Source organism: Salmonirosea aquatica (genome assembly GCF_009296315.1).
GTDB classification, from domain to species: Bacteria; Bacteroidota; Bacteroidia; order Cytophagales; family Spirosomataceae; genus Salmonirosea; species Salmonirosea aquatica.
Map to the genome: position 1 here is coordinate 5244767 of NZ_WHLY01000002.1, position 12417 is coordinate 5257183.

14 protein-coding genes are annotated in these 12417 nt (G+C 52.7%); all 14 read left to right on the forward strand.

The features are described 5' to 3' along the window. Positions 1-40 precede the first annotated feature (40 nt). The 14 genes from GBK04_RS22620 to GBK04_RS22685 all read left to right on the forward strand — a co-directional run bounded on the left by GBK04_RS22620 (position 41) and on the right by GBK04_RS22685 (position 12320). Positions 41-499 carry a type VI secretion system contractile sheath small subunit gene (locus tag GBK04_RS22620; RefSeq protein WP_152763645.1) on the forward strand — a complete coding sequence of 153 codons (459 nt, stop codon included), beginning with the start codon at positions 41-43 and terminating at the stop codon, positions 497-499. A 73-nt stretch (positions 500-572) separates the two neighbouring features. Beyond that, positions 573-1955, forward strand: a complete 1383-nt coding sequence (locus GBK04_RS22625) for a type VI secretion system contractile sheath protein TssC (protein WP_152763647.1) — start codon at positions 573-575, stop codon at positions 1953-1955. A 112-nt stretch (positions 1956-2067) separates the two neighbouring features. Continuing rightward, positions 2068-2460, forward strand: a complete 393-nt coding sequence (gene tssD, locus GBK04_RS22630; RefSeq protein WP_152763649.1) for a type VI secretion system tube protein TssD — start codon at positions 2068-2070, stop codon at positions 2458-2460. Between the two features lie 105 nt (positions 2461-2565). Next, positions 2566-3405 carry a C39 family peptidase gene (locus GBK04_RS22635; protein WP_152763651.1) on the forward strand — a complete coding sequence of 280 codons (840 nt, stop codon included), beginning with the start codon at positions 2566-2568 and terminating at the stop codon, positions 3403-3405. Between the two features lie 33 nt (positions 3406-3438). Continuing rightward, positions 3439-3939: a hypothetical protein gene (locus GBK04_RS22640; RefSeq protein WP_152763653.1), complete on the forward strand. Its 501-nt coding sequence runs from the start codon at positions 3439-3441 to the stop codon at positions 3937-3939. Positions 3940-3952: 13 nt separating this feature from the next. Beyond that, positions 3953-4468, forward strand: a complete 516-nt coding sequence (locus tag GBK04_RS22645) for a type VI secretion system amidase effector protein Tae4 (protein WP_373331235.1) — start codon at positions 3953-3955, stop codon at positions 4466-4468. A gap of 61 nt (positions 4469-4529) precedes the next feature. Continuing rightward, on the forward strand, positions 4530-6491 hold the full coding sequence (locus tag GBK04_RS22650) for a type VI secretion system Vgr family protein (RefSeq protein ID WP_152763657.1): 1962 nt from the start codon (positions 4530-4532) through the stop codon (positions 6489-6491). Positions 6492-6494: 3 nt separating this feature from the next. Then, positions 6495-6929 carry a GPW/gp25 family protein gene (locus GBK04_RS22655; RefSeq protein ID WP_152763659.1) on the forward strand — a complete coding sequence of 145 codons (435 nt, stop codon included), beginning with the start codon at positions 6495-6497 and terminating at the stop codon, positions 6927-6929. A 72-nt stretch (positions 6930-7001) separates the two neighbouring features. After that, positions 7002-7523: a hypothetical protein gene (locus GBK04_RS22660; RefSeq protein ID WP_152763661.1), complete on the forward strand. Its 522-nt coding sequence runs from the start codon at positions 7002-7004 to the stop codon at positions 7521-7523. An 11-nt stretch (positions 7524-7534) separates the two neighbouring features. Continuing rightward, positions 7535-9364 carry a type VI secretion system baseplate subunit TssF gene (locus GBK04_RS22665; RefSeq protein ID WP_152763663.1) on the forward strand — a complete coding sequence of 610 codons (1830 nt, stop codon included), beginning with the start codon at positions 7535-7537 and terminating at the stop codon, positions 9362-9364. Then, on the forward strand, positions 9361-10068 hold the full coding sequence (locus tag GBK04_RS22670; RefSeq protein ID WP_152763665.1) for a hypothetical protein: 708 nt from the start codon (positions 9361-9363) through the stop codon (positions 10066-10068). The genes GBK04_RS22665 and GBK04_RS22670 overlap by 4 nt, the downstream gene beginning before the upstream one ends. A gap of 71 nt (positions 10069-10139) precedes the next feature. Beyond that, positions 10140-10331, forward strand: coding sequence for a hypothetical protein (locus GBK04_RS22675; protein ID WP_152763667.1), 192 nt, complete (start codon positions 10140-10142; stop codon positions 10329-10331). Between the two features lie 12 nt (positions 10332-10343). Continuing rightward, on the forward strand, positions 10344-11186 hold the full coding sequence (locus tag GBK04_RS22680; RefSeq protein WP_152763669.1) for a TssN family type VI secretion system protein: 843 nt from the start codon (positions 10344-10346) through the stop codon (positions 11184-11186). 33 nt (positions 11187-11219) lie between these two features. Further along, entirely contained in the window at positions 11220-12320 is a 1101-nt protein-coding gene (locus GBK04_RS22685; protein ID WP_152763671.1) for a hypothetical protein, read from the forward strand. The last annotated feature ends 97 nt before the right edge of the window (positions 12321-12417 follow it).

The window sequence follows — 12417 nt, forward strand, 5'->3', positions numbered from 1 at the left end:
CATTCACAACCGCGGGGGCGGACCCCCCATCATTCTAATAATGGCAGGACAATTTGACTTTATCAGACCGGGAGGCAACGTAGATCCCGATGCAAACAAAGGCTACGAGAAAATAGAGGCCCTACCGCCCTCGCGTACACTGTTCGTTTCGGCGTTTAATGCTTCACCCGAGAAAGAAATGGTGACTGGGCTCGAAACCATGCAGTCTGTATTCGACCATTTCAAGCCCCAGGTGGAAGCTGAATTCGAGAATGAGGAAGGAGCGCCCGTGTTTGAAACCATCACCTTCGGCAAGATGAAAGATTTCTCACCGGAAGGAATGATGGGACAGAGCCCTTTCCTGAAGGAACTGGCCGGAAAAGAGAACAACTACGACCGGTTTTACAAAAACCTCAAAAACAACCGGCAACTCCAGAAAACCCTCAGCGATCCCGAAGCCCGAGCCGCCTACCTGAGCGCCCTGCAAACCATGATCAGCGAGTTAAAGGAAAGCCTTTGAGGTATCTATTGCGGCATTCATTCATCATTTATCATTCATCACCGCGGGGGCGGACCCCTCATCATTATATTACATGGCAAAGCAACAGGAAGAAACCCAAAAATCAGTTGAAGAAGCAGCTTATCGCGACCCTGCGGCCACCGCCGCCAGCCCCTCCGTCCAGCCGCTTTCTCTGAACGAAAGCCTGGAGGTTCTGAAACCGCAGGGCGGCTTCAAGTTCATAGAAACGACGGTGGAGGGAGTCCGGGACATGAACCCCCAGAAAGCCGGTGCCAAAGCCAGCTACCTTTCCGACGAAGATACCGAAGCGGAACGCCGCGACCTGCTTCAGCGCCTGGAAATGTGGGCCGCCCTCATCGGCGAATCCGACACCGTGGAGCAGATGCAGGCTAAAGCCCGACAGGGACAGGAAACCAACGAACAACTGCTGAAACAGAACCAGGCCCGGCTCCTGGAAGAATCCAAAGCCCTGGAGGTAGCCTACCAGGGGCTGGCAACCTTCATGCTCAACACCGAGCAGCGCGAAATTCCCAAGCTTACCATCGTGAACGCTTCTATGGATCAGGTGGCGGACATCAAGGACGGCGAAGTACTCAACACCATCGACGAAGAGCTGCATAACAATTACCAGGTGTATGACCTGAGCGACAACTATTCCCTGATGGTCATACCCGGCTACATGGGCAAGAATACCGTGATCGACGCCTTCGCCCGCGTGGCCAGCAAGCATAAGGTAATGATGATCACTGACTACGAGGATTTTACCGACGCGAAAGAAGCCATCTCGGCGTTTGAGCGGGGCAAACTGGCCGACGCCAGCAACCACAAAGCAAACTTACTGATGGCCTGCAACTGGTTGGTCGGCCGGGGCGCCCATGATGATCTGGGGGAAGAGGAAGCGCTGCATATCCCGCCTTCCACGGCTCTGGCCGGACGGATGCACTCGGTGTTGATGTCGCAGCCCGTCGCCGGAGCTACCTACGGGATGCTGATGGGAGCCGAAGGTACCCGCTTCAAAATCGATCGCAACCAGGCCGGTGATATGAACCGTCTGGGACTAATCCCGATGCTGTCGGCCTTCGGGAAGGTACAGGCGTTCTCGGATCGGACCATGTTCAATGGCGACAATGTGGGCCTGCAGACCTACTCCGTCGTGCGGGTATTCGACTGGATCAACAAGGTACTGGTGGATTTCCTGGATCGCTACGCTTTCCAGAATTGGACTTACGATACGGACGACAACCTCCGCAAGCAGATTTCCAAGTTCCTCAATTCCATTACCGGCTCCAAGAAACTCATTAAGGATTATACTGTCAAAGACATCCGGCGCGACCCCAACGACATCAAGAATATCATGCTCGATATTTCGATTACGCCGCACTTCTCCGCCCGTAGTTTTCTGGTGAGCCTGTCGGGCATGGACGGCGGCGACGAGTGGAATACTGAGGTTAAATAAGCTAAGTCACGCGCGGCTCCGATCCAACATCCAGTATCTTAAATCCAACATCAAAAATCCAATACCTACCAACAACAATCCATTTTTTTTCAACTTAAACATTTTTTCAATCATGGCTTTTGAAGCAACAGTATCCATTGACGGCGGCACACCCCGTAAACTCCATCACTGCTCGTATTCCGTGTCGCAAAGTGCCGATTACGTGACCGGAAAAACTACTTCTGAGGTATTTGCAGGCAATGTTTCGCTCGTCGTGGAGGGTATCAAAGAATCCGAGTTCTGGAAACTTGCCATCCACCCCACCAAGCGCAGTAAAGGCAAAGTCGTATTCAAAGATCCCGCCGATATCGATAAGGATTTCAAGACGGTTGAATTCGAAGATGGTGCCGTGGTAGGATACAGCGAATCTATGGATGCAGGTACCACGGGTACCATGACCGAGAATGTCACTATTTCGTGTAAGAAACTCACCGTGGACGGAGTCGCTTTTGAGAAAAAGTGGTAGCATGCCCCATGCCCGTGGTCTGAGGTGGTTTGTAGCACAGGCAACTCTTACCACGGGAAATTTAAAGAGGGGTTTTATGCGACTTAATTCTAAATTCTTGCATTTATGGGCATAGTAATAATTCCTGGCTTGCCACCCACCCTCAGGGATGTTGCGAGCAAACTCTATCGCTATGGGTACAGGCTCTATAAGCAAGGGGCAAACACTTGGCTTTTGACGCCTCCCAAGGGTAAGTTGGGTATGTATATAACTGACGACCAATTGGTCGTCGGATTGAATAAAGAACTGCGTGAGATTGAAAAGGAACAGGGGACGCTCCAGCTGTTCACTCAGTTCGATACTCGATGGGGAAAAACGGTGTATGGAAATAAATCGACTGACACCACGATGAAAGAAGCCGGTTGTGGCCCTACCTCATTGGCCATTGTCATCAAATATTTGATGGAAAATGATTGTCTTACCGAGGGTGATGAAACAATCTGCAAAACAAGCAGCAGCATTACTCCGATAGATACTGCAAAATATGCAGCCTCCCATGGCCGGGTTTCGGGACATGGTACCGCCGGAGATCCCATGATCAAGGGCATTAGCGGTCAGTGGGCCGGGTACGATGGCACGAGGGTTTCGTTAGACGAAGCCGTATTTTATTTGCAGCAAGGAAAACTGATCATTTTTCTGTGCAAAAGCTGCAAAGGATATGGATTAAAAGCCAAACTCTCGGACAAACCCAAAGTAACATACGCGGGGCATTATATGGTACTTTCGGGAGTGGAAGGTACCAACGGACCCGACCAACTTTTCAGTGTCATGGATCCAGGGCGTAATGAGAATAAAGCCATGCACTATATACGTCGGAAAGAACTAGAAACCAAGGCGGGCGGCTTTTGGTGGGTTTTTAAAAAGCAGGAACCCGCCATGATGGTTTGTTTGCCGGAAGAATCCTGACTGCTCCTTATTCGACTTGAACATTTTAAAAATATGCCCGACTTACGCGTTTTTTTCCAGGGTCTGACGCCAGTCATTGATTTTCCGTACTACTATTTTAGTCGTTCGAAAGGAAAGGTACTGGTGTGTACGGATTACAAATCCGCCAAAAACGGGGTAGAGGGCCTGCTATCGAAAAAAGAACTGGGACTAAAAGGCTATGAATGGCAGTGGCATCATGTGGTGGAAACCAACCACCTCAAGCCGCTTTACGATCCATTGCGGTTAGCGATCATAACCAATGAATTTGCTCCCTGTGTACTGGTCAGTATCGAGGAACATACCTATTACAGCACGAATTTTCATGTGGGCGAAAGCCCTTGGGTGGCTTTTGATATTACCAAACCTACCCACAGCAATTTGCAAGGTCGCGAGCGGCGCACCTACGTCAATCGGCTCCGGGCCATGTATGATGCGGTGTATACCGGGCGCGATATGGTACCCCTCAAAGTGATTGCCAATAATGTCCTCGATTTCAGTATGGACAGTTTTTGAAAAAACAACAGCCATGCCCTTTGAAATACTGGTACCCCAATGTGTGATTCGTCCCTCGTACGCCATTCTGGAACGCGCTTACGGCGATTATCGGGGCAATCCCGCCCCCGCCGGACCTACCCCCCGCAACCAGTGCGCGGTCAGGATGAGTGTGGCGCTGGGGCGGGCGGGGTTCGGACTCGAGTCATTTCCGGTGCCGCGCCGGGTGAAAACCCGCTCGCATCTGCCGGTACCTTTTGTGGTAGGTGCCCATGAGTTGGCCAGCTATCTCGAAACCACCATGGGAAGGCCGGAGCGTTTTCCCGGCAGGCGGTCCACCGCCGACCTGTTACAAAACCGGAAAGGGATTATCTATTTCAACGATTGCTTTCGCCGGGAGGACGGCAGCGCGGGCGATCACATAGACCTTTGGAACGGCTCGGTTTATTTTAATCAGGTCAATAATTTACCCGCCGGAGCTGAGGACCCACGATCTTCGGGAAATCTGTTCGGCAGGAGTAACCGGGTCTGGTTCTGGGGCTTGGCCTGAAAAGATAATTACATCAAAGGTACCCTGACCGCAAGTTGATACATCAGTAAAAATACTCACCATGATTGCTCGCGTAAACATCACAATTGGCGGAACGGCGCTGGATCATTTCGATAACCTTTCCATTGCCCAGCCCTTCGACGACCATCACACGATGGACGTTCGGCTGAATACGGGCGATCTCAACGAGGCGCTCGGCCTGGATGGGGCGGGCAGTTCGGTCAATTTGGGTCGTCTGACGCAGGATTGGGCGGGACAGAAGATCACGATCACCATTTCGCAGGGTGAAACCGACCTGGCTGGTATCCTATCGCCCACGGCCGATCAGGTGTTCGAAGGGCTGGTGACGAAAATCAGTTTTCAGATGCGGGATTCGGTGAACAGCTCCATCGTCCTCACTGCCAAGAGTCCTACCATCCTGCTGGAACAGGGTGAAAATTCCTATTCCTTTACCGAGATGAGCCTTGCCGGCATCGTCAGTCAGGTATTGGATTCAACGGGAGCAAACTATATGGTGTCACCGACCAATAACCCTACCATACCGTACGTGACCTGCTACCGCGAAAGCAGCTACCATTTTATGCAGCGGCTGGCCCGGAAATACGGCGAGTGGTTCTGGTATGATGGACTGAAAATCATATTTGGAAAATCGGGAGCTTCCAACCGCGGACCAATCGCGCTTGAGTACGGAAGTACCTTGCTGGATATGGCCTACGAAAGCCGGATCGTGGATCTTACTTCTCAATCCGCCCAGTATGATTATTCTAACGACAGTACCTACCACTACGCGGTGGCGGATGGCGATATTACCGCCCAGAACTTTGCCCAGACGGCATTACAGAAATCACGGGAAGTACTTCATGCCGAGAATGTCGATCTTACTTTCCAACATTATACAGACGAAACCTCTCATGAGGACAGCGTAAAAAATGGCGTCAGGATGGATGCCAACCGGCTCGTTCTTTTACAGGGTACCTCCACATTGCTGGGTTTGTCGCCTGGCGGTAAGGTCACGGTCGATGATGCGGTGCAGGTCAATGGGGTGACGCTCCGCACCGATAACTATGGTGAATTCCTGTTGACGAAGGTAGTACATTATGTGGACGCCAACGGGCATTATCAGAATACGTTCGAGGCAATTCCCGATGATCCTGACTATCCCCCGACGAACTACCCCAAAGTGGTTCAGCCCCGGGCCGAAAGTCAACATGCTAAGGTAATCGATACCAATGATCCGGATGCTATGGGCCGGGTGAAAGTTCATCTCCCCTGGCAGTTCCCTGCCGATGCCACCACACCCTGGATTAGGGTGGCCAATCTGATGAGCGGCGACGAAACGGGCGTGTACTTTGTGCCGGAAGTGGACGAAATGGTTTTCGTGGATTTTGATTTTGGCGACCCGGATATGCCTTTCGTTAGGGGTACTTTCTACCACAGCAATTTTAGGCCTGGTCCTAAGTTCTTCGAACCCGACAACAACTTCAAGGGCTTCATCACCAAAGGCGGCAACCACATCCTGATTGACGATACCAACGGCAAGGAAAATATCAGGATTTATAACAAGGATTCTGAAAATGAACTGGTGATGTCGCTCGATGGCGGTTCGCATATCCACATCAAGAGCAGTGGGAAGATAAAAATGGATGCGGATTCCATCGAGATGAACGCGAAAAACATTACGGTAAAAGCCGAAGAAGATTTCAAGCTAACTTCCAAGAATACCATCATGGAAAGTGACTATTCTACCCAGATTTTTGCAAAAAATAGTACGGTAGGCATTGGGTCAGAGACTGATTCTGTGGCTATTTCGTCGCCCACAGAAATACGGGTGCTGAGTGACTCCGAGCTAAAACTGGAAGCCATGAATATAACGGCAGAAGCCTCTGTGAATCTGAAAGCCAAGGGAGGAGTGAACGCTGAAATCGAAGGTGCCGCTCAGGCTACCCTTAAAAGTAGTGCGATGGCCACCGTAGACGGCGGAGCTATGACGATCGTGAAGGGAGGCATGGTCATGATCAATTAAGCCATGCAGCCACTCTACCATTTTCCGGTCGATTTTGCGGCTTTGCTGCAAAAGCAGCCCCTACCCAGGGGTACCTTGAAGGAGTCCGTTCGGGAGTACATCTTTTTGCTGCTGCTGACGCAGCGGGGCGAGTGGCGCTTCGATCCCGACTTCCAGTGTGTGCTGTGGGAAAAGGATTTTGAACAAACCGACAATTTGAATCTGTGGCTCGACGAAGTGAAAGCCGACGTCAAGCGCTCGATCACCCAGTACGAAACCCGGCTGAAAATCAAAATGGTGGACATTCAGCGGGATGAGATTCCGGAATTGAACGAGGAAAATAAAATCAGGCGCATCCGCAACCGATTGACGATCAAGGTACAGGGTGCCCTCGCGGCGAGCGGGGAAAACTTTGACGAAAACTTCCTGATGTTCTTTGGCCCTATAACGGTGGTGTAGGGCCGACTTCCTAATCGAATATGTATGGAAGAAAATAGGTCAAGAATTGGCAGAATTTAAATACTCAAACGCATGAACTGTAAAATATACCCAGGCCCCATAGACAAGGGAGAAGAAATGAATCCCGAAGCAAAAGCTAGCTTCGAGGGAGGATACTTGACGGTTGTGTTGCCTGTAGGGTACGTACTCTGGAGATTCATCTCAAGAAAAAACGATCGGCGATTCGGGGCATTTTGGGTAGATGCTCCTACCATGACGAACCTGATGAACGCGCTGCATACAATCGGTAATTTTTCAGAAGCGCACAAAAAAGCCAACGTGAGAGATAACCTTGCGGTGCTTACCAGTTGGTCGAACCTAAGTTGGCGCTTGAAAATAAGAGTTAGCAAAGAGGTGATCGCCTACATCGGCCGAACCGGAATGCAAAAACACTTTATGGAAATTGAGAATATGACGGCCTTTGGAGGTAGGGCCAAAATGGAAAAAGCTGTGGAGCAACGCATTGGTGGGTTCGATCAATACGTAATTCCCCGTTATAGAGGATTACCCAACGAAAATGACTGGGCTCAGGTGGAACATTTCGCCCATATTTAACGCAACAACCCATGCCCATCGTAGAAAACCGTGCATCCATCAAGCAGCGCCTGCGGGCCGAAGCTGCCCGGCAGTGGGGGTTGGACGAGAACGACCTGAAAAATGGCTCGTTCGATCCGCTCGTGGACTTGCTGTTTGGCGCTTTTGCGGTAGAAACCGAGAAGGTATGGCATGAACTGGAAGTGGCGCGGAGTCGTGTGGTGAAGCGTATGGTCGAAACGGTGCTACCCGAGGTGATCACGGGCATTCTGCCCGCGCATACGGTACTCATGGCGCGTCCCGTCACGGGTCCGGCGGAAGTACAGCCCCGCGACCAGTTTCTGGCAGCGGGGAGCGATAGTGCGGTTTTTTCCTCGGCGGGTACCTTTGAGTTGTCAGGTGCTACCCTACAGTACATCGCCACCGGCAGCCGCATCGACAAGGTAGGTGCCGGTAGTTCGCGGGAAACGGTAATCCGGCTGAATGGTGGGAAATCCGTGGGAGCGTATACCGTATGGATCGGGATCGAGCCACCTACCGTGGGTGAAGTCGACTCCCTGGTACTTTTCCTGAATTGGTCCGCACTCGCCGAGCGGGCGCGTTTTCTTTCCTACACGGCTTCGGTGAAGTTTTTTTACGGCCGCGATGCATCGCTGGCCCGGCTTCCCATTCCGGTGTCAGTCCGCCAAGGGATCTACTCAACCAGCGATGCGTCGGGCCCACAGGCAGGGTACATGGCTCGGTACGAAGAAACGGTGCAGAATTTTTATGCGCCTCATTTTGTCACGCTCGACCACCTACCTCTGACCGACAAACGACAACTGAAAAAATATCCCGAAGCATGGGAGGGTACCCTGGAGCCTGCCGAAAAAGCCCTGTTTCAGCAGGAGTTGTTCTGGCTTAAAATGGTAGCGCCAGCGGCGCTCACGCCCGAAGCGCTCGACCGTTTGGAAATAGCCACCAACTGCTTTCCGGCGGTCAATCGCAAGCTGGTCCGGCAACGGGGCAAGCTACAACCGCTGTTCAATGTGTTTGCCCTCACAGAGGAGTCGGGGTTTCTGGCCATCGATCGGGTGATGAATGGTGATGGCGAAGAACTGACTCCCGTCGGGCAGCATTCTCCGCTCAGCGGAGATAATGTCTATTCCCTGAGAAAACGAAATGTGGCCCGGTTCGACCACCGCGATGCCTTCGAGAAACTGACCGATGTGACGCACCACCTGCGCGACGATCTGGCGGCTTTCAATGCCCTGGACAATTCTATCCTGACCACGCATCTGGACACGATCAACCGGGGCATTACCAAACTGCGCGAGCATCTGGACACGTTTACGCACCAGCTCCCCCTGCTCCATATTCTGGTTCGGACCCGATCGCAGGGTAGCGTGCTGGATGTGCATTTCTGGTCGTCGCTGGGAAGTCGGGGGAATGGTTTGGCGGCGCAAACCAAGCTCAAGCCCGAACCCACCAATCAGCTCAAGACCGATGCTGCCCTGCTCATGGTACCCTCTTCGGGCGGGCGCGATCCGCTGGACGAGGGTCAGATGCAGGGGGCGTTCCGGGAAGCCATCCTGACGCGGGGGAAAGCTGTAACGGTAGAGGATTTCAGGACAATCGCGCGCAGTGTGCTGGGTGATTCGGCCGAGCGGGTGACGGTTCGCAAAAACCTGAGCATTGGGGAGGGGGCCAGAGAAGGAGTCCGGCTGGTGTTGGAAGTCGGTATCGTACCTATCCCTTCCCAAAAGCAAACGGAGGAATTCTGGTTGAAGCAGGCGCAATTGGTGAAAAATAAACTAGAACAATGCTCGACGGGCGTGCTGCCCTTATTTGTACAGGTCGAAGGATTTTCGTGGAAAGTATGATGGATGTACAAGACTTATCGGATGTGCTACGGCTGGTGGCGGTCGATTACCGGGCCGAGGCGGTGGTGCGCGAGCTGATCGAGGCAGGGGTAGGTACGGCCGAAAACACGCTCATCATTCCCGAAGGCGGATTTCAGCGCTCTTTCGCCCGGGAGGTACATGACCTCACGCAGGGATTTGACTACGAGGACGAAGCGCGGAATTTTATCAAAGTCAACGTGCGGCGGGAAGGCGTAACCGACATGATTCCGGCGGGTCTTATTTTTCAGCCCACCATCGACCGGGCCGAACGTACCACCGAGGTGATGCTGGAAGATGCCGAGCTGCACGATTCGGAATACCGGGATGCCCGCAATTTTTTCCTGCCGTTCGATGCCGAGTTCGGGCGCCAGCGGCTGACCGTGGAGCAGTTTGAACACCAGTCGATTACGGATACTTACGCGCGTTACAGTCAGGAGTTGTACGAAGTACTCTGGCCGAAACTCGATTTGGAACTGACGGATTTTCAAAAAGCAACGCTGCTGGAAATTACGATGGAAGCGCATCAGCTCAGTGGAAACTATCCGGCCTGTGGCCGGTACCTTGAAAAAATCCTGGGCCATCCGGTGCACATCGCGTTCGGGTCAACGGCCGAAGAACCCGAAGGTACCCTAGCCGGCGTGGCCACAACGGGTACCTACCCGTCGCTCGGAGGGGTACCTTAGGCGTAAACTGGATTCCGTTCGATTCGTACCGGGATAAAAATTGCGTCAGGATCAGGGTAGGTCCCGTGCCAATGGAGGATATGACGCACTACCGGCAACACCTACCTCTGGGCAGGAACTACCGATTGCTGTCTTTTTTGTGTGATTTGCTCCTGCCCGTGGAAATATCGTGGGTGATGCAGCTCCTGCCCGGCGAGGGCGAGTTTCGGATCAACCGCACCCGGGAAGCGGCGGTCCTGGGCTATTCGACGATTCTTGGTTAATAAACATGACCTATGAAGTACCTGACATTCGACCTCATGCTGCCTGCCCTAATTAGCCTCATCCTGGGTATGGCGGCGGTGGGCGGTTTGTTTTATTTAAAACGCGGCACGCTTTCGGTGGTGCGGGTGATCATCTGGATCGTTTGGGATCTTGTACTTTTTGCCGGGCTGGCCTTCATGGCGATCAAGATCAGTTCCCTGAACGTCAGCTTCCTGCTGGTGACGCTGGGCGCGGCCTTATTGGGAATCCTCTACCTGGTTCTGGCACCCCTGACCTTGACCGGCTGGCAGCGTCCCCGAATCGAGGTTGTGTCGCTCATGGGTCTGGCGCTTTTCTTATTCGGCGTGGCGGCATTTTCTTTGCTGTATGGATTGCTTACGGGTACCCCAATTTCCGTTTTCTATTTTTGGGTAGCCTTGCTGACCTTTTGGGTACCCATTTTGCTCGTTTTTTCCTACGGACTCTGGATGCGCATTCCGGCCCTGAAATACAAATCCTGGCTTTTCCCTGCCCACCTGCCGGTACCCCGGCTGCATCCGGTAGAACCCATGCGGGTGACGATGAATTTTACGCCCCTACCCACGGGAAAAAACGGCCCCTTCGAGGGCTACGAGGTGGAGTTTCCCACCAACGTGTCTGTAGGCGAACTGTTCCATTACTTCATTTCCTTTCACAACAAGCACCGCGAATACAGCAAAAAGCCTATCCAGTACCTCAATGGCAAGATTCCCTTGGAGTGGGTTCTGTACAAATCCGTGACGCCACGGAAGAAACAGTACCTGGACATGGACAAAACCCTGCTTGAAAACCAGGTACTTCCCAACGAACACATTTATGCGTATAGTGAGCAATAAGCAACTTCAAAATCAAGTATTTACCCCATAGCGATGGTACTTCCCGGCATAGCATATCAGTTTGTCAATTGGCGTGATGGCATGAAAATCACCCAAAGCCACCTGTCGGCCCATGACCAGGCCATCCGGGACGCTATCCGCGATACAGCGGCCGTGTTTGTAAATGGCCATAACTATGGACTTCTGCCCGCCGAGGACGGACAGGGCGCGGGCATCAGTGTGAGCGTGATGGGTGATACCATTCAACTGCTCGCCTGCCGGGCCATCACGCCAGGCGGCTTGCGGGTGGAATGGAACGCGGGTGCCGATCCCGATAGCGTCAGCCTATCACTGCTGGACTACCGCAGTCGCCTGGGCAGCGTAGGGATTTTCTATATCGTCCTGCGGATTTCCCTGGCCAGTCTGGTGGAAGCCGGTGAGTACGATACCGAAGAACTGCCGCTCCGCCGGCCGCACCGGGTGCTGAAACCCATGCTGGAATTGCTTTCGGCTCACGAAACCATCGCCGACGGATACACCCTACCCATTTTCCGGGTACGGTTCGAGGGGCAGTTGTTTTCTCCAGATTACGACTACATTCCGCCCACGACGGGTGTTTTCGGCGAAAACCTGCTGTGGTACTACGAAACTTGCGGCAAGCAAATCAACAGCATCCACCAGTCGGCCCTGCTGACGCTGCGCAAAATCAACGGCATGCAGAATGCGTCGGGAGTAGCCAAAGATATCAGCGCTGTCATGGACAAACTTGTGCTGACGGGCCTGCAGGTACTTGACGACTACCGGATGATTGCCAAAGAGCAGCCTCCGGTCTATTTCGTCACGAGCCTCATGCGCTACGCCCGTACGATGCGAATCGCCCTGGACTGCCTGCCTGAAACCAGTCTGGCCCGCTTGTATCAGTATATGCGTAACAACGTGGGAGGTACCACCAAGTTCAACCGTCAGGTACCTGAGGTAACCAAATCATTGATGGATTCCATGATTGATAGCGTCCTTACGGCGGGTTATGATCATAATGACTGTACCCTTTTGCTCGATAACGTGAAGGGGTTCCTGGACTTTCTTGAATTCGTATGCCAGAGTTTGCTGGCCCTGCCCTATGTGGAATCAACCAGCCGCTGGGACATTGCCTGAAAGAGAGCCGATGGCTGATGGCCGATAGCTTTTATCGCCGGGTGGCGTTGGTAATGCTACTTGCTTTTTGAAGGAATAGGTAATTGTTTTATAATGA

Coding starts and splice junctions, on each gene's coding strand:
- GBK04_RS22650 (WP_152763657.1), top strand. CDS start 4,530: ATGATTGCTCGCGTAAACATCACAATTGGCGGAACGGCGCTGGATCAT.
- GBK04_RS22635 (WP_152763651.1), top strand. CDS start 2,566: ATGGGCATAGTAATAATTCCTGGCTTGCCACCCACCCTCAGGGATGTT.
- GBK04_RS22660 (WP_152763661.1), top strand. CDS start 7,002: ATGAACTGTAAAATATACCCAGGCCCCATAGACAAGGGAGAAGAAATG.
- GBK04_RS22625 (WP_152763647.1), top strand. CDS start 573: ATGGCAAAGCAACAGGAAGAAACCCAAAAATCAGTTGAAGAAGCAGCT.
- GBK04_RS22620 (WP_152763645.1), top strand. CDS start 41: ATGGCAGGACAATTTGACTTTATCAGACCGGGAGGCAACGTAGATCCC.
- GBK04_RS22640 (WP_152763653.1), top strand. CDS start 3,439: ATGCCCGACTTACGCGTTTTTTTCCAGGGTCTGACGCCAGTCATTGAT.
- GBK04_RS22645 (WP_373331235.1), top strand. CDS start 3,953: ATGCCCTTTGAAATACTGGTACCCCAATGTGTGATTCGTCCCTCGTAC.
- GBK04_RS22665 (WP_152763663.1), top strand. CDS start 7,535: ATGCCCATCGTAGAAAACCGTGCATCCATCAAGCAGCGCCTGCGGGCC.
- GBK04_RS22670 (WP_152763665.1), top strand. CDS start 9,361: ATGATGGATGTACAAGACTTATCGGATGTGCTACGGCTGGTGGCGGTC.
- tssD (WP_152763649.1), top strand. CDS start 2,068: ATGGCTTTTGAAGCAACAGTATCCATTGACGGCGGCACACCCCGTAAA.
- GBK04_RS22655 (WP_152763659.1), top strand. CDS start 6,495: ATGCAGCCACTCTACCATTTTCCGGTCGATTTTGCGGCTTTGCTGCAA.
- GBK04_RS22680 (WP_152763669.1), top strand. CDS start 10,344: ATGAAGTACCTGACATTCGACCTCATGCTGCCTGCCCTAATTAGCCTC.
- GBK04_RS22685 (WP_152763671.1), top strand. CDS start 11,220: ATGGTACTTCCCGGCATAGCATATCAGTTTGTCAATTGGCGTGATGGC.
- GBK04_RS22675 (WP_152763667.1), top strand. CDS start 10,140: ATGGAGGATATGACGCACTACCGGCAACACCTACCTCTGGGCAGGAAC.